Source organism: Amycolatopsis thailandensis (genome assembly GCF_002234405.1).
Classification (GTDB): domain Bacteria; phylum Actinomycetota; class Actinomycetes; order Mycobacteriales; family Pseudonocardiaceae; genus Amycolatopsis; species Amycolatopsis thailandensis.
Genome location: NZ_NMQT01000051.1, coordinates 95767 through 121351, shown reverse-complemented (window position 1 = coordinate 121351; position 25585 = coordinate 95767). Strand labels below are relative to the sequence as shown.

Annotated in this window: 35 protein-coding genes; 14 read left to right on the top strand and 21 right to left on the bottom strand. The window is 65.9% G+C overall.

Annotation, left to right across the window (positions count from 1 at the left end; translation table 11 throughout):
* Positions 1–92 precede the first annotated feature (92 nt).
* From CFP71_RS15185 to CFP71_RS45335, 7 genes are all read right to left on the bottom strand, one after another.
* The gene (locus CFP71_RS15185; RefSeq protein ID WP_093934490.1) at positions 93–422 is read right to left on the bottom strand and encodes a winged helix-turn-helix domain-containing protein; all 330 of its coding nucleotides are present in this window, start codon (positions 420–422) and stop codon (positions 93–95) included.
* On the bottom strand, positions 419–883 hold the full coding sequence (locus tag CFP71_RS15180; protein WP_093934489.1) for a hypothetical protein: 465 nt from the start codon (positions 881–883) through the stop codon (positions 419–421). Before CFP71_RS15180 ends, CFP71_RS15185 begins: the two co-directional genes overlap by 4 nt.
* The gene (locus tag CFP71_RS44955; RefSeq protein WP_244199694.1) at positions 772–1350 is read right to left on the bottom strand and encodes an epoxide hydrolase N-terminal domain-containing protein; all 579 of its coding nucleotides are present in this window, start codon (positions 1348–1350) and stop codon (positions 772–774) included. Before CFP71_RS44955 ends, CFP71_RS15180 begins: the two co-directional genes overlap by 112 nt.
* Complete coding sequence (locus CFP71_RS44180) at positions 1322–1462, bottom strand: hypothetical protein (RefSeq protein ID WP_167406131.1); 141 nt, start codon at positions 1460–1462, stop codon at positions 1322–1324. The genes CFP71_RS44955 and CFP71_RS44180 overlap by 29 nt, the downstream gene beginning before the upstream one ends.
* A 348-nt stretch (positions 1463–1810) precedes the next feature.
* A complete protein-coding gene (locus CFP71_RS15175) occupies positions 1811–2011 on the bottom strand; it encodes a hypothetical protein (protein WP_093934488.1) in 201 nt (66 codons plus the stop codon).
* A gap of 940 nt (positions 2012–2951) precedes the next feature.
* Positions 2952–3197 carry a hypothetical protein gene (locus tag CFP71_RS15170; RefSeq protein WP_093934487.1) on the bottom strand — a complete coding sequence of 82 codons (246 nt, stop codon included), beginning with the start codon at positions 3195–3197 and terminating at the stop codon, positions 2952–2954.
* Positions 3198–3323: 126 nt separating this feature from the next.
* On the bottom strand, positions 3324–3446 hold the full coding sequence (locus CFP71_RS45335) for a hypothetical protein (RefSeq protein ID WP_279629224.1): 123 nt from the start codon (positions 3444–3446) through the stop codon (positions 3324–3326).
* A 454-nt stretch (positions 3447–3900) separates the two neighbouring features.
* Here CFP71_RS45335 and CFP71_RS15165 point away from each other — a divergent pair, with 454 nt between their 5' ends.
* Entirely contained in the window at positions 3901–4167 is a 267-nt protein-coding gene (locus CFP71_RS15165) for a DUF1883 domain-containing protein (protein ID WP_093934486.1), read from the top strand.
* Between the two features lie 304 nt (positions 4168–4471).
* The gene (locus CFP71_RS15160; protein ID WP_093934485.1) at positions 4472–4918 is read left to right on the top strand and encodes an STAS domain-containing protein; all 447 of its coding nucleotides are present in this window, start codon (positions 4472–4474) and stop codon (positions 4916–4918) included.
* A gap of 22 nt (positions 4919–4940) precedes the next feature.
* Here the strand turns inward: CFP71_RS15160 and CFP71_RS15155 are convergent, their stop codons facing one another.
* From CFP71_RS15155 to CFP71_RS15140, 4 genes are all read right to left on the bottom strand, one after another.
* On the bottom strand, positions 4941–5162 hold the full coding sequence (locus tag CFP71_RS15155; RefSeq protein ID WP_093934484.1) for a hypothetical protein: 222 nt from the start codon (positions 5160–5162) through the stop codon (positions 4941–4943).
* A gap of 133 nt (positions 5163–5295) precedes the next feature.
* Complete coding sequence (locus tag CFP71_RS15150; protein ID WP_093934483.1) at positions 5296–5733, bottom strand: response regulator; 438 nt, start codon at positions 5731–5733, stop codon at positions 5296–5298.
* A gap of 5 nt (positions 5734–5738) precedes the next feature.
* Positions 5739–7289, bottom strand: a complete 1551-nt coding sequence (locus CFP71_RS15145; RefSeq protein ID WP_093934482.1) for a sensor histidine kinase — start codon at positions 7287–7289, stop codon at positions 5739–5741.
* A complete protein-coding gene (locus CFP71_RS15140; RefSeq protein ID WP_093934501.1) occupies positions 7289–8506 on the bottom strand; it encodes a PP2C family protein-serine/threonine phosphatase in 1218 nt (405 codons plus the stop codon). Before CFP71_RS15140 ends, CFP71_RS15145 begins: the two co-directional genes overlap by 1 nt.
* 309 nt (positions 8507–8815) lie before the next feature.
* On the opposite strand from CFP71_RS15140, the gene CFP71_RS15135 reads away from it, so the two are divergent.
* Complete coding sequence (locus tag CFP71_RS15135) at positions 8816–9103, top strand: STAS domain-containing protein (protein WP_143267102.1); 288 nt, start codon at positions 8816–8818, stop codon at positions 9101–9103.
* Positions 9104–9351: 248 nt separating this feature from the next.
* On the opposite strand, the gene CFP71_RS15130 is transcribed toward CFP71_RS15135, so the two are convergent.
* Entirely contained in the window at positions 9352–9993 is a 642-nt protein-coding gene (locus CFP71_RS15130; RefSeq protein ID WP_093934480.1) for a LysE family translocator, read from the bottom strand.
* Between CFP71_RS15130 and CFP71_RS43540 the strand changes: the two genes are divergently transcribed.
* A complete protein-coding gene (locus tag CFP71_RS43540; RefSeq protein WP_143267101.1) occupies positions 9968–10714 on the top strand; it encodes a hypothetical protein in 747 nt (248 codons plus the stop codon). The genes CFP71_RS15130 and CFP71_RS43540 overlap by 26 nt on opposite strands.
* Before the next feature lie 297 nt (positions 10715–11011).
* Positions 11012–11959: a hypothetical protein gene (locus CFP71_RS15120; protein WP_093934478.1), complete on the top strand. Its 948-nt coding sequence runs from the start codon at positions 11012–11014 to the stop codon at positions 11957–11959.
* A gap of 199 nt (positions 11960–12158) precedes the next feature.
* Here the strand turns inward: CFP71_RS15120 and CFP71_RS15115 are convergent, their stop codons facing one another.
* Positions 12159–12980, bottom strand: a complete 822-nt coding sequence (locus CFP71_RS15115; RefSeq protein WP_244199693.1) for a GAF and ANTAR domain-containing protein — start codon at positions 12978–12980, stop codon at positions 12159–12161.
* Positions 12981–13447: 467 nt separating this feature from the next.
* Positions 13448–13969 carry a mycothiol transferase gene (locus CFP71_RS15110; RefSeq protein WP_244199692.1) on the bottom strand — a complete coding sequence of 174 codons (522 nt, stop codon included), beginning with the start codon at positions 13967–13969 and terminating at the stop codon, positions 13448–13450.
* 506 nt (positions 13970–14475) lie between these two features.
* Here CFP71_RS15110 and CFP71_RS15105 point away from each other — a divergent pair.
* The 4 genes from CFP71_RS15105 (at position 14476) to CFP71_RS15090 (ending at position 16494) form a co-directional block, all read left to right on the top strand.
* Positions 14476–14703, top strand: coding sequence for a hypothetical protein (locus CFP71_RS15105; protein WP_093934476.1), 228 nt, complete (start codon positions 14476–14478; stop codon positions 14701–14703).
* A gap of 224 nt (positions 14704–14927) precedes the next feature.
* The gene (locus tag CFP71_RS15100) at positions 14928–15350 is read left to right on the top strand and encodes an ATP-binding protein (protein ID WP_093934475.1); all 423 of its coding nucleotides are present in this window, start codon (positions 14928–14930) and stop codon (positions 15348–15350) included.
* A 227-nt stretch (positions 15351–15577) separates the two neighbouring features.
* Complete coding sequence (locus CFP71_RS15095) at positions 15578–16012, top strand: STAS domain-containing protein (protein WP_093934474.1); 435 nt, start codon at positions 15578–15580, stop codon at positions 16010–16012.
* An 89-nt stretch (positions 16013–16101) separates the two neighbouring features.
* The gene (locus tag CFP71_RS15090; protein WP_093934473.1) at positions 16102–16494 is read left to right on the top strand and encodes an STAS domain-containing protein; all 393 of its coding nucleotides are present in this window, start codon (positions 16102–16104) and stop codon (positions 16492–16494) included.
* A gap of 24 nt (positions 16495–16518) precedes the next feature.
* Here CFP71_RS15090 and CFP71_RS15085 read toward each other — a convergent pair whose 3' ends face one another.
* The 3 genes from CFP71_RS15085 to CFP71_RS15075 all read right to left on the bottom strand — a co-directional run bounded on the left by CFP71_RS15085 (position 16519) and on the right by CFP71_RS15075 (position 17824).
* Positions 16519–16914 carry a hypothetical protein gene (locus CFP71_RS15085; RefSeq protein ID WP_143267100.1) on the bottom strand — a complete coding sequence of 132 codons (396 nt, stop codon included), beginning with the start codon at positions 16912–16914 and terminating at the stop codon, positions 16519–16521.
* Between the two features lie 467 nt (positions 16915–17381).
* Positions 17382–17618, bottom strand: coding sequence for a hypothetical protein (locus tag CFP71_RS15080; protein ID WP_093934471.1), 237 nt, complete (start codon positions 17616–17618; stop codon positions 17382–17384).
* Positions 17615–17824, bottom strand: a complete 210-nt coding sequence (locus CFP71_RS15075) for a hypothetical protein (RefSeq protein WP_208635962.1) — start codon at positions 17822–17824, stop codon at positions 17615–17617. Before CFP71_RS15075 ends, CFP71_RS15080 begins: the two co-directional genes overlap by 4 nt.
* An 83-nt stretch (positions 17825–17907) precedes the next feature.
* On the opposite strand from CFP71_RS15075, the gene CFP71_RS15070 reads away from it, so the two are divergent.
* A complete protein-coding gene (locus CFP71_RS15070; RefSeq protein WP_093934470.1) occupies positions 17908–18387 on the top strand; it encodes a pyridoxamine 5'-phosphate oxidase family protein in 480 nt (159 codons plus the stop codon).
* Between the two features lie 118 nt (positions 18388–18505).
* Here the strand turns inward: CFP71_RS15070 and CFP71_RS15065 are convergent, their stop codons facing one another.
* The 3 genes from CFP71_RS15065 to CFP71_RS15055 all read right to left on the bottom strand — a co-directional run bounded on the left by CFP71_RS15065 (position 18506) and on the right by CFP71_RS15055 (position 22048).
* Complete coding sequence (locus CFP71_RS15065; RefSeq protein WP_093934469.1) at positions 18506–18727, bottom strand: DUF2188 domain-containing protein; 222 nt, start codon at positions 18725–18727, stop codon at positions 18506–18508.
* A gap of 112 nt (positions 18728–18839) precedes the next feature.
* Entirely contained in the window at positions 18840–20657 is a 1818-nt protein-coding gene (locus CFP71_RS15060) for a glycoside hydrolase family 15 protein (protein ID WP_208635961.1), read from the bottom strand.
* Entirely contained in the window at positions 20654–22048 is a 1395-nt protein-coding gene (locus CFP71_RS15055) for a glucose-6-phosphate dehydrogenase (protein WP_093934467.1), read from the bottom strand. The genes CFP71_RS15060 and CFP71_RS15055 overlap by 4 nt, the downstream gene beginning before the upstream one ends.
* Before the next feature lie 157 nt (positions 22049–22205).
* Between CFP71_RS15055 and CFP71_RS15050 the strand changes: the two genes are divergently transcribed.
* The 4 genes from CFP71_RS15050 (at position 22206) to CFP71_RS15040 (ending at position 25205) form a co-directional block, all read left to right on the top strand.
* Positions 22206–23246 (top strand): zinc-binding metallopeptidase family protein, encoded by a 1041-nt coding sequence (locus CFP71_RS15050; protein WP_093934466.1) that lies wholly within the window; start codon positions 22206–22208, stop codon positions 23244–23246.
* Positions 23247–23430: 184 nt separating this feature from the next.
* Positions 23431–23721, top strand: a complete 291-nt coding sequence (locus tag CFP71_RS43535) for a hypothetical protein (RefSeq protein WP_143267099.1) — start codon at positions 23431–23433, stop codon at positions 23719–23721.
* Positions 23722–23826: 105 nt separating this feature from the next.
* Entirely contained in the window at positions 23827–24999 is a 1173-nt protein-coding gene (locus CFP71_RS15045; protein ID WP_093934465.1) for a sensor histidine kinase, read from the top strand.
* The gene (locus tag CFP71_RS15040) at positions 24996–25205 is read left to right on the top strand and encodes a response regulator (RefSeq protein WP_208635960.1); all 210 of its coding nucleotides are present in this window, start codon (positions 24996–24998) and stop codon (positions 25203–25205) included. The genes CFP71_RS15045 and CFP71_RS15040 overlap by 4 nt, the downstream gene beginning before the upstream one ends.
* On the opposite strand, the gene CFP71_RS43530 is transcribed toward CFP71_RS15040, so the two are convergent.
* Complete coding sequence (locus tag CFP71_RS43530; protein WP_143267098.1) at positions 25186–25377, bottom strand: hypothetical protein; 192 nt, start codon at positions 25375–25377, stop codon at positions 25186–25188. The two genes, CFP71_RS15040 and CFP71_RS43530, sit on opposite strands and share 20 nt — an antisense overlap.
* Positions 25378–25585 lie beyond the last annotated feature (208 nt).

The window sequence follows — 25585 nt, the reverse complement described above, 5'->3', positions numbered from 1 at the left end:
CCTCCTGACAGACCACAGACCTGCGTTGCGTGCAAATAGGTACCCACCCGAGACTTCGGCGAAACGCCCGACGAACGTCTTCCGGCGATTCGCTACCGCGGCTGGTCGATGGCGTGGCGCAGGTTGGTCAACCAAGTGAGGTGACCGCCCAAGGCCACCCGTCCGGCCGCCGAGAGCCGCAGCCAGGTCCTGGGTCGCCGCCCGACCGATCCTTTCCGGATTTCGAGATAGCCGGCGTCTTCGAGGGTTCGGCTGTGCTTGGACACCGCGGAGTCGCTGGCGCCGGTGAGGTCGCGGGCGGTCGCGAACTCGACCCAGTCGGCGCCTTGCAACAGCGCGCACAACGCCAAGCGCGGCCCGGTCTCGAAGATCGGGTCACGCTTGGCTCCCGCGCCCTCGGCGGGATGTTCGAAATCGGTCACGTCAAGACCCGGCCCGCCGCGATGTCGTCACGCATCTTCGCGCGGGTCAGGACCTGGCCCGCGAAGATAATCGCGGCGACGGGGATCAAGACCACCAGGGCGATGACGCGCTGACCGCTCCCGACCAGCGCGTACATGCCGGCGACACTCGCGATGGTGATCGCCAGCACGACGACCCACACCCGGCGGGCACTGGGGTACGCGCTGATCCGGCGCGGAAGCTGGACCCCGGTCCTCCGACGCTGGTTCACCGAGTACGCCGCCGAGGCCAGGCCGATCGCGAGCAGCACCCACTGGATACCGGCCGCCGCCTCGGGCAGGAACGACATCCAGATGGGAATCCCTGCCATCAGAACCAGGGCAATCCCATAAAGCGTCCAGTAGCTGCGCGAAAACCCGGCGTAGGCGGCCAGCTTCCGTCGAGCGTCGGCGACTTGGTCGAGCTCGGGAGTGTCCGACATCGGTATCTCCAATCCGCATCAACTTTCAATATGGAAAGTATATGCAGAGTAGACAAGGGTGTCAAAGGCGAAGCGAGCAGGGACCCCCTCCCGAGCCCGCGGACACACGGTAAGCGTGACGGAGGGAGATCCGGCCCGGATCTCACGCCAGGTAGACGGTCTATCGCGCACCCTGAGCCGGTCTGCCCGATACGATTGCCTACCGGCATGGCCGGGAAACCCGCGTCGATGGTGGTGACGTACTGCGGGCGCGCGTTGAGCGCGGCCCTCTTCGCTCGCCACCCGAAACCGGTCCGCCAGTACTCGGCCAGTCCAAACTCGGCCAACTCGACGCTGCCAGAGCCGCCAACCGAGAGCTGATGGCGAAACTGAACCGGGGCAACTGTTCTCTGCGAGCCGGCCGGGCTGGAAAGGCTCCACCCCGGCCAGCTCCTCAGTTCACTCGTCCTCGTTCTCGCCGTCCCCATCCTTGCGGCGGCGCTTGATCCAGGCGATGACGATCCTCTCGACCGCCGTGATCACGGCGGTCGAGACGGGCACAGCCGCCGCGACGATGACCGGCACGAGGTCAGCCGACATGATGGTCTCCTGCGACCCAGTGGAGCCCACCCGAACTTGGGGACTCCCTCAAGCCTTAGCGCGGAGACAGACGCGGCTTGACAGGATCCACGAACCCTCTGCAACCAAACGTAACCACTGAAACCCGGCCCCGAAGGTCACCCCCACTCCAATCCGCCGAGTTGACGATCTTCTCCGGCACCGGCGACCACCCAGGACGGAGCAGATACTCGCCGAACCCTGCAACCAGCCTGTCGTCGCTGACCCCGGACACGACCACGCTCACGGCCCTCGCTCCTTACGCAGAACCGTCACGAAGACCAGATTCGGGGATGACATCGTCGCCGCACACAGGTTGACGCTCGTCGCTCAGGAGAATCGCGCGAGGATCGCGTCGGCGACCTCGCGGGGCTTGTCTTCGAAGAAGAAGTGCTTCGCGCCGGGAAACTCGACGATCTCGATGTCTGCGAAGGTGTCCCGGAACCGAGGCAGGGTGGTCTTGGCGGAGAAGGCACGATCGGCCATCGGATAGGTGGCCAGTACCCGTTTGCCCGCCAACTGTTCGCGCACCCTGCTTCCAGGTCTGCGAGCCAGGTCGCGGCACCCGCGATCTGCTGCGGGCCACGAGCCACGGCGACCCGCAGATCCGGGGTCGGCTGCACCCGCCGGTAATGTTCTTTCTCGTTGTCGTTCAGCATGCGGCTCACGTTGGAGAAAAGGAACCGCTCGACGAAGAAGTTCTGCCGCAGAAGGCGGCGTTGCATGAATCCCGTCGCCATGACGGTGCTGAACAACCGTGTCATCCGGTCCGGCGCCCAGAACGCCGTATTCCCCAGGACGAGACCGGCCACCCGGTCCGGCCGTTCGGCGGAGATACTCCAGATGACGTACCACATCACCAGGGCGATGAGTGCGCACCATCTGGACGAGACCGGGGAACCCACGACAGGAATATGCAGGCGGCATGCCAAGAACTATCGTCCAATCACAAACTCCGGGTGCCGCGGGGCACGGTGTGAGTATTCAGCCGGAATGGCCATCACCCACCATGAGCAATCTGACGAACAATTTCAGAGTTCCTCGATAATTCCGAGCAGTAAGATTACTGATGATTTCTTCTTGCGTCAAGGGAACAGGTTGGTGATCGAATTCAATGGGCACCCCGCTCACGTGAGCCAAATTTACGGACGGGTAACTGTGATCGGCGTGCGTCGAACTTCGGTGGTGTTGCCCGGCCGGGTCCGGCGATCAGCAGACGTACCGGCTGTTCGGGTGCACCGGTTCGAGCAGCGGACGTGCAGGTGGTTGTCGCGACGCGACGGAATCGGCCGCTCGGCGCACGAACGACGTCGCGCTACAGAATGCTCCAGGTCGAATTCCCTTGCAGGAGCGGCAATACCTTGGTTGCGCCCGCATCGTGGTAGTGCACACGTCGGCGCGCGGTGTCGAGCCAATGGGACTCTCCCACCGACCTTGCCCCCGCGCACCACCGACAGGATCGTTCGATCCCCTACGGGTGTCGTCGGTCATCGTGCCGCGTCCGGTGTCGCATGACGACAGGCACGGCCAGCACGCCCAGGGCCAGCACCACCAGAATCACCACTCCGAGCACGTTCCCGGGTACCAACGGTTCGACGACGAACAGAATGATCGTGAGCCAACCCGCGGAAGTGATCGCTTCCAGCGCGAACGCGAGTGCACGTCCGCGCTCACCGAACCGCCACCGTGCGGCAGCGCCCCCGACGATCAGAAGCACTCCCACCAGAGCCGGCCAACTGGGAATTCCCATGACATCCCCCGGTATGACAGCGTGAACCCTCAAAAGATCCACTCAGGCAGTGGCGAACGCTGGCGAATCAGCGAGCAGCCGACCCCGGCCGCGTCAGATGTTGACGGCCAGCCACAATGCCACCCAGGCCAGTAGGGCGACGGTCCCGCCCACGCCCACGGCCAGCAAGAACCTTCGGATCGCGATCGCTTTGCCCTCGATAGCGGATGCGGTCAATTCAGCCCCCGACGCCACCACTCCATCACCCATGATCTCGATATACCTCCGCACGACCGAGACTAAACAGCCACCCTGTGCCCACTTGTTCCAACCGCGGGTGCATCCGGCCAAGCGGCTCCTTGTCGAACACGTCGCGGGCGCCGACGAGGTCGACCGGCAGGGCCGCGACGCCCGGCGGCGATCGGTGGCGTCATACCGGCCACGATCACTCGCCACCGGAATACCCACCCGCGGCACGCGGTGAGGTGAGATCGATCAGACAGGAACTCCCGTCACGGAGAGTCCGGCTCGGCGCCCGAATGGTTAATCGCTCACTGGCTCCGATTTCCGCGAATTGCGATTTCTATTGGCACTGTAACGAAGACCAGGCGGAGATCGACCTCCCGGCAAAGGACGCCGAGTGTCAAGCAGAGGCACCAGGTCAGCCACCCGACACCGAGCGCAGGCAACAATGCACGCAAAGTCCTTTGATTTGGGGATTCTCGATCGCGACACTGTCGTGACCGTAGTCGTGAGAGCTCGGGCGAACATAAGATTGATGACCGAGGTCAACTATCTCGCCTACCGGCGACGGCAGTTGTACAAAATGCTCGGAGGAGTCGCGTTGACCCCGGAATTGAAGCTGACTGTTCCGACAACAGGACATTGGTTCCTCGTAGTCGACGTCGACGGCCTGGCCACCCCTTTGCTCACGCCGAAGGTGTCGGTGGCACGGTGACCCCTCGGCACCCTGCCGAGCGTGGAACGACATCGGCCGAAGCAGACCGAACGGTCTGTCCAGGCGATGACGAGAAAGACCTGCTGCTGCCCCGCCCCGCGTTCACCGGCCCACGCCGGCCTTCTCGCCGCGCTTCGGCCGCCTACGGAATACGCGATGTACCCGTCCGGCTGAGTTGAGCCGCGACTGCTTGCGAATGCCGGCGTCCAGCTTTTAGCGTGTTCTGGTATTTCGGTTAAGACGCAGCCGGGATTCCCGACAGGCGAGGTATCGAGATACAGGGTGTCGAGTGAGGGACTTGTGGATGCCGGGGCTTGTTCCCGGATCGGGGATGTGGCTGTTCTGCTCGCACGAGCCGGCAGTCATCGCGTTGAGCGGCGTCGTGGACTCGTTCACCGCACCCGGCCTGGAACGCGCCGTGTCGGCGATGCTCTCCCCGCGCCGGGTCGCAGAGGCGATCGTAGTGGACCTCGCCGAAGTCACGTTTCTGAGCGTCGCGGGAATCGATGCGCTGCACGACGCCGTCGATCAGGCCGCCGCCGAGCACGTCACGCTCCGCATCGCCCTGGGCGGCCGTACCTGTGTGCGTCGCGTGATGACGGCGACCGGCATGACCGCCGTCCTCGACGTCTACCCGGACCTGCGCGCCGCCCTCGGCATCACCTTCACCCTCGTCACCAGCGGCTCGGAAAACGCGGCCGGGTCACGAGGAGTGCCGTCAGAACAACAGCGGGAGGCTCCGAACTCGTGAGCCGGGACCGACGCGCCTTCGCTCAGACACGGCGGACATGCTCGCGCTTCACCAGCCGGGGCTCGGAATCGTCAGCGGCGCCGTCGATCTGGACCGGCACCCACATCTGCATCGTGAACCGATCGAAGATCGACACTCCGGCGACGGTGTCGTGGGTGGCGATCGGAAGGGCTGTCCCCGTCGAGCCGGGACAGGCGACCACCACTCTCGTTCCCGCGTGGAGCTGCGCGTCGGACTGTGTCATTCCCGACCTCCGGCAACGAGGGACGATTACGTGATCAAGGGACTTTATCCAGTGGCCGCAAAGATTTCATCGCTGAATGGAGTGATGTCGACGAACCCTTCTCCACGGCCACGGTGGATAGGGACACCGCCGGTCATTGGGGAAGCTTGACGACGGTGACGAAGAAGTCGTCGATCTGACGGACGACCTCGACGAACCGGTCGAAGTCGACGGGTTTGGTGACGTAGGCGTTGGCGTGCAGGTCGTAGCTGCGCAAGATGTCTTCGTCGGCCTCAGAGGTGGTGAGCACGACGACGGGGATGCTGCGCAGGTGCGGGGTGGCCTTGATCTCGCTGAGGACTTCACGGCCGTCCTTGCGGGGAAGGTTGAGATCGAGCAGAACCAGCCCGGGGCGGGGCGCGTTTTCGTACGGCGCTTGTCGATGAAGGAACTGCAGAGCCTGTTCCCCGTCGGACACCACGGACAGCGTATTGCGGATCTTGTGGTGCTCGAACGCTTCTTGAGTCATGAGAACGTCACCGGGGTCGTCCTCGACCAAGAGGATGTCGATCGGTGTGAGAGCTGAATTCATGGCGATCAGGGCCTTCCGGATAGGCGGAGCTGGGTGCTCCGGGTGTCGGCGGGAAATGTGAAGCAGAAGCGCGTGCCGGTGGGAGTGTCCGTGTCGAGCCAGATCGCCCCGCCATGGTGTTCGACGATCTTGCGGCACAGGGCCAGTCCGATCCCCGTCCCGGGGTAATCACTGCGGCCGTGAAGTCGTTGAAAGATCACGAAGATCCGCTCGGCGTGCTCGGAGTCGACTCCGATCCCGTTGTCGGTGACGCAGAATCGCCAGTGATCACCGTCTCGTTCGGCGGACACGGCGATCTCGGGTGCCGATTCGCCGCGGAACTTGAGGGCATTGCCGATCAGGTTCTGGAAGACCACGGTCAGCAGGACCGATTCCCCCCAGACGGCGGGCAGTTCACCGCGGTCGATCCGGGCGCCCGTCTCGACTATCGTGGTGTCCAGATTGGACAGCGCCTCGTCCAGCAATGTGTCGGCGTCCACTGTGGCGGCGTCAGCGGTTCTGCGTCCGATCCGGGAGAACGCCAGCAGGTCGTTGATCAGCACCTGCATTCGTTTGGCGCCATCGACGGCGAAGGCGATGTACTGGTCACCACGCTCGTCCAGCTTGCCCTGATAGCGTTTCTGCAGCAGCTGGCAGAAACTGGCGACCTTGCGCAGCGGCTCCTGCAGATCGTGAGAGGCGACGTAGGCGAACTGCTCGAGGTCGGCGTTGGAGCGTTCCAGTTCCTGGGTCCGGGCCTGCACCACGGCTTGCGTGTTCTCCAGCTGGGTCACCTTGTCGGTGATGCGTGCGCGCAGCGACTCGACGTCGGCGGCCAGCTCGCGCATCTCCCGTGGGCCCGAACCGTGTACGTGTCTGGTGATGTCTGTCCGGGTGACGTCCCGTACCTCTTCCGCCAGACCGCGAATCGGGCGGATGAGCCTGCGGTGCAGGACGGCGAACACGGCGGCGATCGTCACCGCGAGCAGGATCGCTATGCCGGCGAGGATGACCGTGAGGACTCCCGCCGCCCCGGAGAGATCCTCACGTGCGGCCACGCGTTCGACGTCAAGACGGTTCTGCTGGCTCGCCATCGCCGCTCGAAGCAGGTCGAACCGGGTCTTGCCCGCCAGAATCTGTTCCGGTGTCGGCGCGGTGCCCACGAGCACGGGGTCGGCCGCGATGGCCCGCCAATCGGCTGCTGCCGCCAGTACCCGGTCGAGGTCATCACCAGCGGGTGTGCCGGGGACGGCGCCGAGGCGGCGCAGCCCGGCGACGGCGGCGTCCTGGGCGGACAACCCGGATCGGTAGGGCTCCAGGAACTGCGGCTGCCGGGCGAGCAGGTAACCGCGGATCCCCGTCTCCTGGTTCAGCAGCGCTTCGGAGAGTGCGTTCGCCTGCAGCACCTGAGGGCCCGTGACCTCCAGCAGATGGGATCGGGAGTCGGTGAGCCTGGCCAGCGCCGACGCGCCCGCTGTGATCGCAGCGCCGAGCAGGATAGCGGCGACGACGGCCGTGATCCAAGCCCACCGGCTGATCGGCCAGGTCTTGCCCGGGCCGGCGGTATCGGAGGTCATCAGGTCCGCTCCTCGGGATCGAAGCTCAGTAACGCCACGGCGAGGTCGTCGTCGAGTGGCCCGCCATGCCGTTCGTCCATCGCGCGGATGAGCTGGTCCAGTGCTGCGTCGAGACGGCGTTCGGCCAGCACAGCGGACGCTGTGGTGACCAGGTCGTCGTACCCGGTGTAGCGCTCGCCGCTCGGAGCGCGGCCTTCGAAGATTCCGTCGGTGTAGAGCAGCACCGACCACGACGAGCCCAGGTCCACATCGTGTTCCGCCCACGCGAACCCCGGGATGACACCCAGCGGAGGCCCGGGTTTCGCCCTGAGCGGACGCGGACCGGACTCGGCGTCGACGAGCAACGGCGGCGGGTGACCGGCCAGGCTCATCCGCAACGACCGTCGATCCGGTGCCACGGTGATCGCGCAGACCGTCGCGAACATCGGGGTGACCGCCTCGGCCAGCAACAACTTCTCCACCATGTGCAGCGCGCGGGCCATCGGGATGCCCGCCAGCACCACCGAACGCCAGGCGATCCGCAAAGCCACACCGAGAGCCGCCTCGTCGGGGCCGTGCCCGGACACGTCCCCGATGAGCACCTGAACCGACCCGTCGGGCAGCTCGACCGCGTCGTAGAAGTCCCCTCCCAGCAGCGCGCCGTCGCGGCCGGGCCGATACCGCACGGCGAGCGTCAGCGACGAATCCTCGATCAGCGGGCTCGGCAGCAGCCCGCGCTCCAGACGGGCGTTCTCCTCCGCCTGCAGCTGATGCTGAAGCAGTCTCTGCTCCACCAGGTCCGCGCGGCTACGCTCCGCCGCGTACCGCAGCGCGCGGACCAGCAGTCTTCCGTCCACCTCACCTTTGGCGAGATAGTCCTGTGCCCCCGCCGCGACCGCGGCGATGCCGGTGGCGTCGTCGTCTTGTCTACCGGTCAGCACCACCACAGCGGTCTCCGGCGCGCGCTGACGGATCCGTGCGAGTCCGGTCAACCCCGTGGCGTCCGGCAACTGCAGATCCAGCAACACGCAGTCGGCGCCAGGCAGCCGCGGCAGCGCCTCGGCCAGCGACGAAACCCGCTCCACCAGCACGGGTTCGATATAGGTGGCGTCGAGCAGGAGCTCCTCGACCAAGAACGCGTCGCCGTCGTCATCCTCGACCAGCAAGACGCGCAATCGGTCCCGGCCCGGTCCCCGCGCGGGCGGCGGACGGGTTCCGTGACGGACGGCGTTCGACAGAGCGACCACCCCTCACCTACCACCCCGGTACCCGGCGGAACCGAGGCGGCATGGTGAACAAGGTGGTCCAGACTTCACAGCGCGGACCACGCGGACGGCTGTGAATTCAACCGCGAGGACCCTACCCCGCCGCCGGACACGATCACGGAGTCAGGGGTCGAGTCCAAACCGGAGGTTTGGTTCCGGCGCATCCGGGTATACGTCCCGACGCACGCTGACAGCGGCGCACCGCACTGCGAAAGGCCTGTTATGAGCGTGTTCCAGACTTCGAGACGGCCGGCACCGGCGGTCTTCGAGATTTGCGGGCCGGTGGCCCACACCGTCGTCGTCCGGGGAAACGGCGACGTCGACGCGGCCGGAGCGGTCACCTTCGCCGTGGCGCTGGAGAAAGCCGCCGCGAGCGGCGCGCTGACCGTATTGGTCGACCTCACCGGCGCCGGCCTCTTCTGCCTCGAAGCCGCCAAAGCACTTGTCGCTCACGCACGGGGGAGTAACGGATACCGCCTGATGCTGAACCCGTCACCAGCCGTGCGCAGGAAATTAAGTCTGCTCGGCCTCACCGGCCTGATCCGGCAGACCGGGAGCGGCGCCGTCTGACCGCGTCCGAGCGCCACTGCGGCCACGGATCCGCCATCCTCCTGGCCACCATGGAGCCGGGCCGCCGGGTGCCGAGTCCCACCATCTCAGCCGGGCCTCTTCGACATCGTCCGGCGCCGTCGGCGGCTCGGCCTCACTCTCGTTCTCGACGTCCGTTTCCAGCGTCCAGCGGGCCTTGAGCTCGGCAGTGAGGAACCGCTGCTTGGCCGCGTGGCGGGATCGGCCGCCGGCGCTGGTCCTCGGCGGAGTCAGCGTTCGGCGGCGAGCTTTCCGGCGAGGCCGATCATGGCGAGGCCACCGCCTGCCTTGAGGTATTGGAGGCGGCGCGAACGGCGTCGGAACCAGGACCGCAATGCGCCTGCCGCGAACACCCAGATGGTCTCGATCACGGCCTGTGCCATCGCACCAGTGAGCCCGATGACGGCCATCTGAAGAGTCGGGTGTCCGAGGCTGTGGTCGACGAACTGGGGCAGGATCGCCATGAGCGAGACAATGCTCTTGGGGTTGGCGACACCAACCATGAACCCTTGACGGACCGCGGCGATTCCGCGGGTCGACAATCCGGCCGTCGGCGCTGGTACTTGCTCGGATCCAGCACGCCTCGCTGACCGCAGCGAATCCACTCCCAGCCACAACAGGTAGCACGCCCCGGCGATTTTCACGACCAGGAAGAGTTTCGCGGACGTCGCGACGACGGCCCCGAGCCCCGCAAGTACCAGTGTCAGCAAGACAATCCCGCCGAGGGTGCTGCCGAGCACGATCCACATCGCCGGACGTCGCCCGCCTGTGATGGCGCGGCTGGTCTCGAGCAGAACCGAGGGCCCGGGAATCGCTGACAGCAGCGCCGAGACCAGGAGGAAGCCGATGACCAAACTGGGGTTCACAAGCACCTGTCGAGACTACTGCTTCCGGACCGCGCCGAGGTCTCGCCGCCAGACACCGGCGGCCGGATCGGGTGCTGATCAAGTCGCGCTTGATGCTGACCTGACGACGCGATCACCCAGCGGGTCAGGAGGCAAGGACTCAGGTGCCAGCGGCGACGGCGTCGTCACAGGTGTTTCAGGCCAGGCCGGCACCTTCCCCGCCACGGCCGACGTCCGCGACTCGGCGTCGCCGCAGAACACGGCCTCGACCACATTCACCTACACCATCACCGGCGGCCCCAACCCTTGCGGCGATCTCGTCGAGAACGGCGAGTTCGAGTGCGGCACCAACCCGTGGACCTGGTCATCTTTCGTGCTGGGTAACACGAGAGGCCAGACACCTCACGCCGGCAACCAATACGCGTGGCTGAACGGCTATGGCGAACTCCACACGGACACCTTGTCCCAGAGGGTTACCATCCCGGCCGGATGCAGGCTCAAGCTGAACTATTACCTGCACATCGACAGTGCGGAGACCACCGCCACCTTCCAGAACGACAAACTGACCCTGACCGCGAACGGGACCACGCTCGCCACGTTCTCCAACCTGAACAAGGCACCCGGATACACACCGCGCACCGCGGACCTGTCGGCACACGCCGGTCAAACGGTGACATTGACCTGGACCGGCACCGAAAACTCATCGCTGCGAACGAACGTCGTGATCGACGACGTTTCCACCAGTTGACCATCTCCGAGCGGAAAGGAAAGTCCCGGTGGCCGCATGCTCCGCACGCGACCACCGGTTCTGCGTGCCCAATGACGCAATAACGCGAAATCACCGAATTTCGGATACAACCGAAAGGGACGGTCGATTCTCGCTGAACGACAACAACATCACTCGATCGGGTCGTCTTTGTCTCGACCTGCCTCTCCGCCCCCAGTTGCGGCGCAACCTGGGCATGTCCGGCGAGGGCTGTGACAACTTGCGCATGCCGTGTCACACTCGAGTCCTGGGATCAGGTCGGAATCGGGGAGGATTCTCGTGAGGACGCACTTCAGGCACGGTGTTTTCGCGGCGGCGCTGACCGCCGGCACACTACTGGCGGTCAGCGGGACGCAGACCGCGGAGGCCGAGGTGAATTCCTCGCGTGATCATCTCGTCGTGTATGACAACAACATCGAGAACATGCTCCCCGCGTCCTGCGCCGACGGGTATCTCTACGACAGGTTCATCACCTACCTGAAAAAGCAGCCGGTGAGCCCGGACATCTTCACGGTGCAGCAGATCTCCGACATCGGGCAGCTGAACGCGTTCACTCGGCGCCTGTCCGACGAACTGCCCGGAACGTACGCGGGCAAGGTCGCGATCGCGGAGCCGGGTTCGATGGGGTACACCAGCACCTGCGGGAAGATGAAGAACCAGCAGACCAACGCAGTGATCTATCGATCCGATCGCCTCGTTTACGAGGACGCGACGCGATGGCGTTCCGATGCGCCGTCGAATCCGGAGAAAGGCACCGGGGAATGCCGAAATCTCACGCCGACGAAGACCAGCCAGGACAGGGTGCACAACATTGCGGTCCGGCTTCACGACAAGCTCGCGGACAAGGACGTCACGATCGCGTCGATCCATTGGCCCACCGGTACATGGCATGGTCCCGACTGCGCAGGCGAGAACATCAGCGAGGCGAACCAGGCGGTCGATCGACTCGGCGGCACCCTGCGGATCGTCGCCGGTGACACCAACGCGACCACCGGCAGGGCTGGCTGGTGGAACAAAGCCCGCGGATACGGTTTCCGTGATCCCATCTCAGAGAAATGCGGCGGGCGTGTCTGCACCAAGGCGGACAACACCTTCGGCGCACACCGAATCGACTTCCTTCTCGCCAAAGGTGGCGGTGGCTTCACCGGCGTCGGCACCGTCACCGAAGCGATGACCGGCGGCAAGTACTCCCAGCACCGCGCGGTGACCGCCCGCGTGAAGTACTGAGCCTGTCGTCTGGGGGCCTGACAGACCCTGAGGTTCCGCCGCACAGGAGAGAAATGGTCGGACTCAGGTCGGTACTGCGTCGGTGCACACGATCTCCGCACAGCAAAGTCGGCTCGCCGAGGACGCACGCCAGGTAACGCAATTCACCCATGCCGGGAGCCAATCCGACGGCAAGCCGGCGAGACTGTCGGTCCCGATTTCAGTCGTCGAGTTCTTGATGCCGTTCGGCGAGCGTGCGAGCCAGCTGGGTGAGCTTCACGTTGAGCTCCTGCGACGTGCGCCGGAGGATGTCGAAAGCGTCGTCGGCCGAGATCCCGCGCCGGTTCATCAGGATGCCTTTGGCCTGGCCGATGACGTCGCGGCTGTCGATGGCCTGCTGTAACTGGCTTTCGCGTAGGCCGGCGGCGGTGTGAGCGGCGGTGCTCGCCAGGGCGAGCGAGGCATGTGCGGACAGGATCAGCGCGTGATCGACAGCGTCGTCGGTGAAAGCTCCGGCGCGGCGGCTGTAGAGGTTGATCGCACCAGGGAGACGATCGGATCCGCGGCCGGGCAGCAAGGTCACCGCCAGCAAGGATCCGAATCCGAATTCGGCGGCCTGCGGACCGAAGCGGGCGAACGCGGTCGACCGGGCGAGCGAGTTGGTTAGCGCGTGACCAGGACTGTCGTGGCGTGCGGCTTCGACACAGGGACCCTCACCCGTCCGGTACTGGATCTCATCCAGCTCCTCGGCGAACTCGGCCGTGGCCACCGGCGTATGAAACCGTCCATCGGCCGAACGAAGAGTGATGCTGACCAGGTCCGCCGACGGGACGATGCGCCGAGCCGCCTCCACCACCTGGGTCATCGCGTCGTGCACGGAATCCGCTTCGAGCAATGTCTTGGCGAGTGCCCCGAAGTGAGAGGCCAGAGGTCCCCTGGTGTTGACCTCGCAACGATCCCAGTTCTCTCCACCGGTATCCGCGGTGAACGCGGCTCGGTCCTCTGCCCAGCCTTCGTCGGTCTGTCTGTCGACCTCGGTCACGTCAGGATCCCCTCCTCGCACCCTCCGGCCGGGCGCACGGCTCACCGTAACCGCGATAGACGACGAGCACGACAGGGTCGCGGCGAGACTCACGCCGGGTAACCGGACGGACCGGGCGCGTCGCATCCTCTGGTCCGTTCCGCCCAACACGCTTGCTACCACCTTCAAGAGCGGAAGCGAGGGTCTAACCTTGAGCGGTGGCGCCGGCTGCTGGCTCAACCGGCGCCACCCCCAACCGCCAACGCGCGGCACCGTCCGTATACCCCTGCATACAGTGATCCACACCTTGCCGAGTCAAAATCACAGAACCTGTCTGCGCCTCGGGTGATCGCCACCATCTGGGTCAGCGAGCCTCGATGACAGCTTCGAACTCCGCAGCGGGCCGATTCGACGTCGCTGTTGTCGTCGAACCTCACGACACCAGGGTTGCCCGCGACCTTCCGACAGTCACCTTTGCCTTGCCTCGGCTATTCCGACTGGTCGCCTGCCAGCTCGGCGACGATGTCCAGGTGGCCGAGGTGGCGGGCATACTCCTGGAGCAAATGGAACAGCACACGTTCCAACGAGGCGGGTTCAGCCCCGCTCCACCGAGGGCCGGGCACACCGCGTCCGGCAAGATCCGACGAAAGGGCTACCTGACGGGTTCGGTCCCCTTGAGCGCGAAGCTCGTCGACCAACTGCTCACGAGAGACACTCTCTGGGATGTGCCACCGGCCATCCTGGTGATCGTCCCACGGATCGGCGATCGCTTCACCCCGGAATCCCCATTCGATCCAGCGGAGTTCGACGAACCTGAGATGCCGGACCAGTTCCAGCGGCGTCCAGCCGGAAGCCAACCGGCTTCTCCGCAGCTCGTCCTCGTCCAAGCTGTCGATCTTGCCGATCACCGCGGACCGGAAGTGATCCAGATACTGCACGAACACCCCCGCCCTGGTCGCGATGAACGCGGTCGGTTCGGGAAACGGCGTCAGAGGTTCACGGTCGGCCACGGCGCCACCCAAGCCGACAGAGCGATGGTCCCGCCCGGCCCCACCGCCATCAAGAACCGACAGACCACCACCAGATCATGACCTGCATCGGCCACCGTCACCTCGCCCGCCGACGCCCGAGCTCCATCCACCATGGCCGAGATGTACCTCCAACCGCTCGAAACGAAACAGCGCGGCCAGAACAAACCGCTCACGTTGACGACACCGCTGCCGATTGCGGCGGACGCGTGGCTTCGTCTTTCGCGAGTTTCGCCGCTCGCGCGGCGAGACTGCATCCTCGTGCCAGGTTGATCTCATGAGTGACTCCGCCGGGCACCATCAACGGTGCGTTCTAGGCCTTCATCGCCTCGACGGCGATCAGCCTCCTCGGCGCGATCCTTCTCTTCACCCAGCGAGAATCTCTGGTCAGCGCCTACCGTGACGCGAACAGAAACGGTGAACTCACCGATGCTCAGATCGACACCGCCGTCACTCTGAGCATCGCATTCGCCGTCGGGATCGCCGTCGTGTTCTCCGCGCTCTATCTGCTGTTCATGTTCAAGCTCCGCGCGGGCCGCAACTGGGCACGGATCGTCCTCACCGTCCTAACCGCGTTCCAGATGCTGTCCGTCCTTTTGGTACAGGACACCATCGCCGGCTACGTCAGCGTCGCCGCCGACATCGTCGGCGTCGTCCTGTCCTACACTCCCGCGTCCAACACATACCTCAGCGCTACAGCCAAGCCGACCCGCTGACCACCCGCCACTCACAGTCGCCCTCCGCCCTGTCGGGCCAGAAACACCGTTACTGGGACAGTCCCCGATGTGACACAAGGCACGCCCGGTCTGGCAGCTCACAGAAACCGCTGGGCTATGAGCGTCGAGGGCAGGCCCCTCCACATCACGTCGTGGTTGGTCCCGGTGGTTCGCGGGTACGTGGTCTTCGATGCGGTAACGAGACGTGACCGCCGAGGTGGAGGATGAGTGTGGCCAAGCACGACGTCACGACGGACGACCAGGTGATCGAGGCCGTGCTGGAGGTCGCTGATGATCTCGCGGAACTCGCTCGGGTGCGCCGCTGGGCGCGCACCGCGCTGGAGGAGGTTCCCGGGTGGGAGCTGGACGAGGTCATTATCGTGCTCGATGAGCTGGTGTCCAACGCGTTGCGGCACGGGACCCCGCCGCGGCGGGTGCGGCTGCTGCGCAAGACCGGATGGCTGCGGATCGAGGTCGAGGACTCGTGTGTCGACACCGCGTGCGCGCGACCGCCATCGGACACCGGCGGGCGCGGACTGGCGCTGATCGAGTCCTGCGCGATGCTGTGGGGTCAGGATCAGCGTGAGACCGGGAAGGTCGTCTGGGCCGAACTCACTCCCGCCACCCCGGCGACCACTTCTTCCTGATTGCTCCGTGTGAGCGAGACTCCTGCTGGTCGATGGTGACGGTCACCCACCCACCTGGGTCTCAGTTCAGGGCGGGGTCACCAGGTTGTCGGTACCGGCGCGTAGGGTGAGTGATCGCGGGGGTTGAGCAGCAGCGTCCGGACCACGATCCGCCGGCACCGCTGGCGGGTCGACCGCAGGCTTCCGTTCCACAGGGGAGTCGCCTCCACCGAGAGTAGAGCGACCTCATGTCTCTTCCCGTCATGTCCAGCAGGGATTCCCTGCCTGGCTTCACCATCGACCTCACCCTCCACCCGCGAATCACGGTACTGCGGGCGACCGGTGAACTGGACCTGGCCGCCGAGGCCGGATTCGGCCAGGCGCTCGCCGAGGCGGAGGCCACCGGGACGCCGGTGGTGGTCGACATGACCGAAGTCGGCTTCTGCGGCTCGTGCATCCTCGGACACCTGGCCCGCGCCGCGCAGCGGCCCACCCTTCGGGGCCAGGCACTCATTGTGGCCACGAGTCAGCGGATGGTGCTGCGGCCGTTGATGCTGCTGCGGCTGGAGGACTACCTCGGTCTCACTCCCGATGTGGCGACCGCGGTACGGCAGCTCGGGCTGCCCGCCGACACGCTCGATCCGGACACCCACGCCATTTCGGATGTCACACCCCCGGCCTGACCCCTGTCAGGCTCGGCACACCCCGCCCTCACCGGAAAAGAACACCACGGAGCGGGCGACCCCAACCCCGTTAGGGGGTGCACGGCTCCATGTCCTGCATGATCCTCAGCCGCGCCGAAACCGACGCCACGCTGATTTCCGTCTCCGGTGAACTCGACGCTGCCTACACCCCGGCGTTCGCCACCGTCCTCACCGCGGCCGACCCGGAGCTGCCGCTGATCCTCGACCTCGTCCACACCACCTTCTGCAGCGCCGCCGCGACCAGCCTGATCCACGCCGCCCACCTCGGCCGCCCCCACCACCAGCGACGGCTGATCCTGGCCACCGAAGCCCACGCGGTCCTGCTTCCCCTGCACGTGCTCGGCCTCGACGACGGACTCGACATCGTCACAGCCGTCGCACACGCCCGCGCCGCACTCGGCCTGCCGGTCCACCCACCGCTGGCAACCCTGTCCGGGGACAGCTCAGCCGAACACCCGTGAATTCCCCGCGAGCGCGCGACAAGCTCAGGCGGGTGCCGCAACCGTTGTCCGCGCGATCGTCGCCCACATCCGCACCCCCGCCGCCCCAGGACGACGGCCCCAACGCGACGCCAGCACCGGGATCAACGACCACCGCCGCGTCGCCGGCACAGCCACCGACCGCCGGTTGGCGGTCACCTCCGCACGAACCCCATCAGCCGTGAACGACAGGCTGGCCGCCCGGCACACCCCACCGCTGACGAGGGCATCGGTGGCCAGCTCGTCCAGCACCAGCACCACCTCATCCACCGCGGGTTCCTTCGCGGACGACCGCGCGGTCAACACGGTCCGCGCCCACGACCGCAGCGCCGCGAGATCACCCGGGTTCGCACACGAACCCGGATAGCTGCACACCGCGACCCGCATTCCCAGTCTTCTCATCAAGCTCACACTCCACGCTAAAGTCCCTGTCGACACGGGCGGGATACCACCGAGACGGTCGACCAATCCTCGTGCGGCCACCGGATTTTCACCCGATCGTGTTGTTTCCGCTCGACCTCGTCGATCGCGGGCCTGCCGTTTCGTTTCACCGGTCCGAGTGCGCCCCTCACCCACGCAGTCCCCCGGAGCCCCAGGGCCGTCAGATGGCGAGTGGGTCGCCGGGGATGGCGTCCTCGATCGCGGCGACCGGCGGTGTCGGACACCGTCCACGCGGCCGGCCGCGTGGACGTCCGCCGGAGTCACGCAAACGACGACATGGCCGTGTGCCGATCGCGACGCGGTGCCAGGTGGTGTGCGTCCCGGAATGGACATCGACGGTCCCCTGCGGGGAACCTTCGAACACACTTACTCCCCAAGATTCGGGCTACCGCGTCGCTTCGTTTCGTCCTGACGAGCGAGTTCGGCTGTCAGGTCCTCGATTTTTGTTCGAGACGCGCATCGTTTTCGAGCAGCGCGAGCAACTCGCCGTCTTCCAGTTCCAGCAGTGCTTTCGTGACATGCACGGCCAGAATGGGCTGGCGTCTCTGGACGAGAGGCAGCAGGGCTTCGCCGAGCCGCGCCTTTCGCTGCTGAGGGTTCAGCCCGGCAAGAGATTCCGCGGACAAGAGGTTTTCGAGGTCGGCGGAAGACATGTGGAAGTTCACCAGTCCAGTCTCGGGTTCTCGGCGACCGAGTTCGGCGCGGTCACCGTCGGGTTGCCCTTCCTTCGCAAGCTGGCGTCGCTGCCCCTGCCCGTGACAGCGGTGAGGATGAACGCGCCGTCCTCGGCGTTCCGGATGTGACTGCGCACCGCACCGAATTCGGCCTTGGCCGGCGGAGGGCACTCTCCGCACTCGGCGAGCGAACTCATCGAAGATTGCGGGGACGATCCGCGGGGTACACCCGGGCAATCGTGACCGCGTCACGCGATCCGCCGAGTGAACAGGAGCAAGGATGAACGAAGACGACCTGCGGATCGTCACCGACATCGCCCGCGACGTCCGCATCGCGATGATCACCAGCGGAAACCCCGACGGCAAGCTCACCAGCCACCCCATGACGACCCAGCAAGTGGACTTCGACGGCACAGCCTGGTTCTTCGTCTCGAAAGACGCCGACCTGGTACGAAATATCGCGCACGACAACCAGGTCAACATCGCCTACAGCGGATCCGGCTCCTGGCTCTCACTCAGCGGCACCGGCCTCGTCGTCGACGACGATGAGCGAAAGAAAGAACTGTGGAACGAGCTCGTCGAGGCATGGTTCCCCGACGGATCCGACGACCCGAACGTGGTCCTGCTGAAAGTGAACGCCGACTCCGCGGAGTATTGGAGTTCTCCCGGCGGCAAGCCACGCGCACTGTTCGAGATGGCGAAAGCCCGCCTGACCGGAAAAGAACCGAATCCCGGACACAACGACACAGTGACCCTCTAGGCCATTGTCAACGGCAGGCACCTGACGGTACGGCTGTCGATGGCCCCGATCGATGTCTCCTCGGACCGGGGCCACCCCACTTACCTGTCACCGAACCGGCGCGAGGCCCGGTGTTTTCTCAGCCGGGAATGTCGCGAGGATCGTGGCCGTAGCTGTGCTTTTCGGCGATCGTCCCGTCCTGATTACGGATGACGTGCTCGACCTTGCGTTCCTTGGCCATCTCCCGGCCGGCTTCGACCGCCTCCTCCTTGGTGCCGTGAGTGGAAGTCGCCCGTTCCCCTCCCTCTACCTTGTTCTTCCATTGCCCGTTCTCGCAATAGGTTTCGACATCACCCTGCATTCCCGCTCCTTCCGGCGAAGACAATTCCGAAATCGGCGGGTACCCCGCGGGGGCGGCATCCAACCCCAATCCCTGACCTTCGGTCGAGACCGGCCGGTGGCTCTCCGCGTCGTCAGTCGCCTATCGCGCGATCGAGATTGATCGCGGCGCTGATCAGGGATAGGTGGGTGAACGCTTGAGGGAAGTTCCCGAGCTGATCTCCGGTCAGCCCGATCTGCTCGGCGTAAAGGCCGACGTGGTTGGCGTAGGTGAACATCTTCTCGAGCGCCAACCGGGCCTCGGCGCCCCGCCCGCACCGAGCCAGGGCTTCGACGTACCAAAACGAGCAGATGGAGAAGGTGCCCTCGTCGCCGTCGAGTCCGTCAGGCGACTGGTCCGGGTCGTATCTGAAGACCAGGCTGTCGACGACCAGCGTCCGTTCCACCACCCGGAGTGTGGACAGGAAGCGCGGATCCGTGGGCGCGCAGAACTTGACCAGCGGCATCAGCAACAGCGAGGCGTCCGGCACGAACGTGCCGTAGCGCTGGGTGAAGCTGTCCTTTTCCTCGTGCCAGCCACGGGACATGATCTGTTCGTAGATCTCGTCACGTACGGTGGTCCAGCGGCCGAGATCGGCGGGAAGCCCGCGCTGCCGGGCCATCCGGACCATCCGTTCGATCGCGACCCAGCACATGAGCCGGGAGAAGGTGTGCTCCTGCCGGCCCGCGCGGGTCTCCCAGATGCCCTCGTCCGGCTTGTCCCAATTCTCGAGCAGCCATTCCAGCACCTGCCGGAGATTGCTCCAGTCCTGGTGGGAGATACCGTTCCCGTACTTGTTGAACAGATAGATCGAGTCGATCAGTTCACCGTAGATGTCCAGTTGAAGCTGCTCCGCCGCGGCGTTCCCGATCCGGACGGGCGCGGACCCCCGGTAGCCTTCCCAATGCTCCAGGACTTCTTCGTCCTGTGCCGGTTCGCCGTCGATGGTGTACATGACACGAAGCGGTCCGAACTCGCCGTCCCCGGGGTCGCTGAAACGGCAGGTGAGCCAGCTGAAGAAGTCCTCGGCCTCACTCATGAACCCCAGCCGCAGCAGAGCGTAGAGTGAGAAGGCGGCATCGCGGATCCACACGTGCCGGTAGTCCCAATTACGCTCGCCACCGAGCTTCTCGGGGAGCGCGCAGGTCGGCGCCGCGATGATGGCGCCGGACGGCTCATGGGTGAGGAGTTTCAGCAGCAGCGCCGACCGGTGCACCATTTCCCGCCAGCGCCCGGTGTAGGTCGACTGGCCGAGCCAGTCCCGCCAAAACCCCACGGTCGCCCGGAACAATCTCTCGACCTCATCAGGAAGGTCGCTGTCGTGCTCGCCGGTGGACTCGTCGTGGGCGAGCACCTCCAGCACGAACAGGGCCGTCTCGCCTTCGTCCAGGTCGAACTCGCCACCGAAGCCGTCGTCGGTTTCCGCCAGTCTTTCGGACGTCCGCAGGTCCAACCGAAGCGTCGGTCCGGTGAACACCGCCCCGGTGGAGGTGACGTCGAGGCGGTGATCCGCGCGGCCGTAGTCGAACCGCGGAGCGATCCCGGTCCGCAGCCGGACCTTCCCCCGGATGTTGACCACCCGCCGAACCAGACGCTGCCGGTGTCCAGAGTCCCGGGGGCGCAGGATCGGCATCAAGTCCTGGACCTCGACGATGCCGTCCACGGTCAGGAAGCGGGTCACCAGGATGTTGGAGTCCGGGAAGTAGAACTGATGCCGGTTGGTCACCTCACAGACCGGCTCCAGGCTCCACGCTCCGCCGTCGTCGGCGTCGAGCAGCGCGCCGAACACGCTGGGTGAATCGAATCTCGGTGCGCAGAACCAGCTCACGCGGCCATCGGTGCCGATCACGGCGGCGGTGCGCAGATCGCCGATCAGGCCGTGTTCCGCGATCGGCAGATAACGCTCGCTCACTCGCCGGACACCCGCCAGCCGTCCGGTCCCGGCAACCGGTTCGCCTCCTCCGGCCCCCACGAGCCCCGTGGATAGCGTTGTGTCGACGGCGGGTGCTCCAGCACTGGGGCGCAGACCGCCCACAGCCGCTCGACCTCGTCCGCGCCGGTGAACCACGTCCGGTCGCCCCGCAAGGCGTCATGGAGCAACCTCGCATACGGCTTGAGTGGCTTCCCCTCCACCGGGCCGGTGCTCCGAAGTTCCGCATTTACGACCTCGGTTACCGGCCCCGGCCCCGGCCGCTTGGCTGGTGTATCCAGGCTGACGGCGAGGTCGTCGCTCAGCTCCACCCGGAGCCGAGCCGGATCACCGACCTCACGGAAGGGACCCTCGGCCGGGGCCCGGAAGACCACGGTGATCGCCATCCGTGACTCGGCCATTGCCTTACCCGTGCGCAGCTGGAACGGCACGTCCCGCCAGCGGTCATTGTCGATGAACGCCTCCAAGGCGACGAACGTCTCGGATTCGGAACCGTCGTCGACGCCGTCCTCGTCCCGATAACCGTCGTACTGCCCGAAGACCGTTCTCTCCGGGGCGAACGGCCGCAGCGCCTCGAACACGGAGAGCTTGGCCGCCCGAAGCGACTCGACGTCGAACCCATCGGGAGGTTCCATCGTGAGCAGCCCGAGAACCTGGCACAGGTGGGTCGGCACCATGTCGCGGAAGGTGCCTGTCGCCTCCATGAACGCCCCGCGGCCTTCGATGCCGATCTCCTCCGGGACATCGATCTGCACGGAAGCGACGTCCCGCCGGTGCCAGCAAGCACCCATCGGTCCACCGCCGAAGCGCAGCGCTACCAGATTCCGCACCGCTTCCATGCCGAGAAAATGGTCGATCCGGAACACGTTCTCTTCGGGGAAAACCCGGCGCACCGCAGCGTCGAGTTCACGTGCCGAAGCCACATCATGTCCGAGCGGTTTCTCCAGGATCAGCCGTGCGCCCTCGGCCAGTCCCGTATCGCCGAGCATGCCGATCATCGGCCCCATCGCCTCCGGGGGCACGGACAGGTAGAGCAAGACCTCGGCGGTGTCACCGAGGTCCTCTCGCGCGGCGCGAACAGCGGACGCGAGGTCGCCCCCGTCGTCGCTGTCCGCGACCTGGAAGGAGATCGATCGGGCGAACGCGCTCCACCGCTCCTCCCCGACCCCGCTGAATTCCCTGACCTCCTCGCCCAGCCGCTCCCTGAACTCGTCGTCGCCGCCCGGCGAGTGCCGTCCCGAACCGATGACCCGGAAGTGTTCCGGAAACAGACCTTCCTCCCAGAGCTGGACGACGCCGGGAAAAAGCATGCGCTTGGCCAGGTCGCCGGTGGCACCGAAAACCACCAGAACATGCGGCGGAACACCGGACATCCAACACCTCGTTCACCGGAAGGACTCACGGTCAGCCTAAGAGCCGGTACCGATCAGCGCATGATCACCGCTCTTCGGTCACACGCGGGGCACGGTTATGGGCCGCCTCGCCGGGGAACCCGGTCGCGACCGGTCCATGACGTCGAGGAGTCCGCCTGTGCGCGCGTTCACCTGCCCGGAGTGCGCGAATCTGCTGTTCTTCGAGAACTCACGCTGCGTCGTATGCGGGACCGGCGTCGGGTACAACCGCGACGCGGGTTCCATGGTCCGGGTCGAACCATCGGGGCGCTGCTCGAACGCCCTCCTCGCCGGATGCAACTGGACCTCCTCCGACGGCGCGCTGTGCGGTTGCTGCGCGCTGACGCGGACCCGTCCCGACGATGACGACACCGAAGCCCTCACTGGCTTCGCGGCGGCCGAGAATGCCAAACGACGGCTTCTCTTCCAACTCGACGACCTCGGCCTTCCCGTCACCACCCGCGCACAGGACCCAGAGAAAGGACTGGCGTTCGACCTGCTCTCCAGCCGTGACCATCCGGTGACCATCGGTCACGCCGACGGTGTCATCACCATCGACGTCGCCGAGGGTCACGACAGCTACCGTGAGGACCTGCGCGCCAGGCTGGACGAGCCCTACCGCACCCTTCTCGGCCACTTCCGCCACGAGATCGGCCACTGGTACTGGAACCGGCTCATCGACCAAGAGCCCGCGCACGACCGGTTCCGGCAACTGTTCGGAGACGAACGCCAGGACTACCAACAGGCGCTGGAGAAGCACTACGCGACACCGACGGATACCGGCTGGGCGAACGACCATGTCAGCCACTACGCCGCCGCGCATCCGTGGGAGGACTGGGCTGAGACCTTCGCTCACCTGCTGCATATCCGGGACACCACCCAAACCGCGGCGGACCTGGGACTGATGATCGCGGGAACCTCGATCGCACCGCACCCCGCCACGTCCGTGGACGCGATCCCCGACGAGCACAACGACGATTTCGTTTCTCTCGTCAGTACATGGATCCCGCTCTCCCGCGCGCTCAATCAGCTCAACCGCAGTATGGGCAAGGACGACCTCTATCCTTTCGCCCTCTCCCCCGCAGCCCAGGAGAAACTCCGCTTCACCAACGAAGTCATCACCGGAAAGCGGCACCATGCGCGCCGAAAGCACCCCTCGACACATCACCCGATTCAGTGATGCCGGGTGGCCTGACATCACTCAAACAAGAATAAAAGGGTCCCACTCGAGCCACAAGCTGCACTATCGAGTAAGGAAAGTCGATGCACGTAACCCTTTCGGGGTTCGCCGACGACTGAGGGAGACCAACGCCGTCACGTGTCGTTTCGGTCCTTCCGGAGCGCACCGCGCCAAGGAGCGCCTCATGACAGAAAGCCGCGCACATCGCTTCGGCATACAGGATGAACTCCCTCGAACCCACCGCGCGCACCGAATTCACTTCCTTTTCGTGAGCACGCTCCTGATGACCCTCGCACTCGTGCTGCGAGCGGATCCAGCCATTATCTCACTGACCAGCGTGCTTCTGGCCGTAGTCATCCTCAACCGATCGATCTGCCGACTCAAGACAGCCGAACGCCGGCTGCTGAAAGCCCTGGCCGACGAACTCGGACCAGAACCCACTTCACCAGTCGCAAAAGACTTTCCCGACAGCTGATACGACCCCACCCGCCACAAGGTACCGCCGGTCACCACGGCGGGACGAAACCTGTTCGTCCCGCTGCCGCTCCCCGGCTCGGCCCGCGGCCCCTACGCTTCCAGCATGGACGGGACGGACGTGGCGCGGCGGACACTCCGCGAGCGGGTGCCGGATCGCGTGGTCGACGGCTCTCTGTTCGTGGTGACGGCCGCGATCGTGCTCGCGGCGGCTTCCCGCCGAGGAGCCGTCCCCGCGACATTGCCCGATTGGGTCCTGTACACGGATTGGATTCTCGGTGCGCTCGGTTGTGTGGCGTTGTGGTGGCGACGCCGGTTCCCGGTGGTGCTTGCGGCGGCCCTGATCCTGCTGAGCGTGCTCTCCGAGGCGGTCTCGACACCTGCGATCGTCGCTTTGTTCACCGTGGCCGTGCACCGCTCGGCACGGACGACGATGGTCCTGTGCCTGGCGAGCCTGGCTGCGCTGACCGGCCATCAGCTGATACGTCCCGAATCGGTCGCTTCGCAGGCCATGTTGTTCGTCGTCATCGTTCTCGGTCATGTCGCGGTGGTGACGTGGGGGCTGAGTGTCCGCCACCGCCGGGAACTCGTCGCCACCCTCCGGGAGCGCGCGGAAGCGGCTCGCGTGGAAACACGACTACGGGCCGAACGTTCCCACCACGAGGCTCGTGCGTCTCTCGCACGAGACATGCACGACGTGCTGGGCCACCGGCTGTCGCTGTTGAGTGTCCACGCCGGCGCGCTGGCCTTCTCCCAGGGCGCCACCGCCGAGGACACAGCGCGCGCGTCCGAGGTGATCAGGGAGAACGCGCACCGTGCCCTGCAGGAACTTCGCGAGGTGATCGGGGTGCTTCAGGCTCCGGTGGGTGAACTGCCGTCGCCGGTCGCCGAGGACGTTCTGGAACTGATCGAGGAAGCCGTCGAAGCGGGCACCGAGGTCAAGCTGCGGGATGAGGCCGGAGTGACGTCCGGCGCGCGATCCGCGCCGCCGTCACAGAGCCGCGTGCTCTTCCGGCTCGTGCAGGAAGCCCTGACCAACGTGCGCAAACACGCTCCTGGCGCATCCGTCGAGATCCGGCTCACCGGACGTCCGGGCGAACATCTGACCGCCGAGATCGTCAACACCTCGCCGTCGGCAGCGTCCTCTCCGTCCAGCGGCTCGGGGAGCGGACTTCGCGGTCTCGCCGAGCGCGCGCGGCTCGGCGAGGGAGGCCTCGACTACGGCCCGGCCGATTCAGGGGGCTGGCGGGTCCGGATGTGGTTACCGTGGCCCCGGTGACCGATCCTGTGACGCAGATCGACGTGCTGATCGCCGACGATGACCCGGTCGTCCGCTTCGGGCTGAAGATGATGCTGGGCGGAGCCCCCGATCTCCGGGTGGTCGCCGAGGCGGGCGATGGATCGGAAGCGGTGGAGCTGGCTCGGCGTCACGGCCCCAGACCCCGACTTTGCAGCTGTACCATGCTCAGGCCCGCGCGGGATTGACCGACAGACCCAGCCACGCCAGATTCGTTGTCTGGTTATCGTTTCCGGCCGCGGAGATGATGTCGTGGGCGGGGATCCGGCCGGGCGCCGCTGTGCCGCATACCGTCCGTCCGGCAACGCCGTCCGCGCCGAGCCAAACCTTGCGTTGTTCTGGCGTGAGGTCGGCGGCCACTCGTCCCGGGGTGAATTCACGTCGACCACGGTGCCCGGCCGGAGGAGGCCACCAGAGCAGCGCAACGTGACAGCGAGATGTGCCGACGACGCGCCATCTCCCTCAGCTCACGACCAGCCCGCTCACGGTTGACACCTCGAGCGATCAGAACGGCCTCCGCCCGCTCGACATCACCAACGGGCACGATCGCTTTCCTGCGAACAAACAC

Excerpts from the sequence above, each read along its gene's own strand:
- CFP71_RS15150 (WP_093934483.1), bottom strand. The coding sequence starts at position 5,733 with ATGAATTCAGCTCTCACACCGATCGACATCCTCTTGGTCGAGGACGAC.
- CFP71_RS15145 (WP_093934482.1), bottom strand. The coding sequence starts at position 7,289 with ATGACCTCCGATACCGCCGGCCCGGGCAAGACCTGGCCGATCAGCCGG.
- CFP71_RS44955 (WP_244199694.1), bottom strand. The coding sequence starts at position 1,350 with ATGGGGACGGCGAGAACGAGGACGAGTGAACTGAGGAGCTGGCCGGGG.
- CFP71_RS44180 (WP_167406131.1), bottom strand. The coding sequence starts at position 1,462 with ATGTCGGCTGACCTCGTGCCGGTCATCGTCGCGGCGGCTGTGCCCGTC.
- CFP71_RS15055 (WP_093934467.1), bottom strand. The coding sequence starts at position 22,048 with ATGTCCGGTGTTCCGCCGCATGTTCTGGTGGTTTTCGGTGCCACCGGC.
- CFP71_RS43540 (WP_143267101.1), top strand. The coding sequence starts at position 9,968 with ATGACCAAACTGGGGTTCACAAGCACCTGTCGAGACTACTGCTTCCGG.
- CFP71_RS15160 (WP_093934485.1), top strand. The coding sequence starts at position 4,472 with ATGCCGGGGCTTGTTCCCGGATCGGGGATGTGGCTGTTCTGCTCGCAC.
- CFP71_RS15155 (WP_093934484.1), bottom strand. The coding sequence starts at position 5,162 with ATGACACAGTCCGACGCGCAGCTCCACGCGGGAACGAGAGTGGTGGTC.
- CFP71_RS15045 (WP_093934465.1), top strand. The coding sequence starts at position 23,827 with ATGGACGGGACGGACGTGGCGCGGCGGACACTCCGCGAGCGGGTGCCG.
- CFP71_RS15085 (WP_143267100.1), bottom strand. The coding sequence starts at position 16,914 with ATGAGAAGACTGGGAATGCGGGTCGCGGTGTGCAGCTATCCGGGTTCG.
- CFP71_RS15095 (WP_093934474.1), top strand. The coding sequence starts at position 15,578 with ATGTCTCTTCCCGTCATGTCCAGCAGGGATTCCCTGCCTGGCTTCACC.
- CFP71_RS15075 (WP_208635962.1), bottom strand. The coding sequence starts at position 17,824 with ATGAGTTCGCTCGCCGAGTGCGGAGAGTGCCCTCCGCCGGCCAAGGCC.
- CFP71_RS15070 (WP_093934470.1), top strand. The coding sequence starts at position 17,908 with ATGAACGAAGACGACCTGCGGATCGTCACCGACATCGCCCGCGACGTC.
- CFP71_RS15100 (WP_093934475.1), top strand. The coding sequence starts at position 14,928 with ATGAGTGTGGCCAAGCACGACGTCACGACGGACGACCAGGTGATCGAG.
- CFP71_RS15180 (WP_093934489.1), bottom strand. The coding sequence starts at position 883 with ATGTCGGACACTCCCGAGCTCGACCAAGTCGCCGACGCTCGACGGAAG.
- CFP71_RS43535 (WP_143267099.1), top strand. The coding sequence starts at position 23,431 with ATGACAGAAAGCCGCGCACATCGCTTCGGCATACAGGATGAACTCCCT.
- CFP71_RS15090 (WP_093934473.1), top strand. The coding sequence starts at position 16,102 with ATGTCCTGCATGATCCTCAGCCGCGCCGAAACCGACGCCACGCTGATT.
- CFP71_RS15065 (WP_093934469.1), bottom strand. The coding sequence starts at position 18,727 with ATGCAGGGTGATGTCGAAACCTATTGCGAGAACGGGCAATGGAAGAAC.
- CFP71_RS15165 (WP_093934486.1), top strand. The coding sequence starts at position 3,901 with ATGCACGCAAAGTCCTTTGATTTGGGGATTCTCGATCGCGACACTGTC.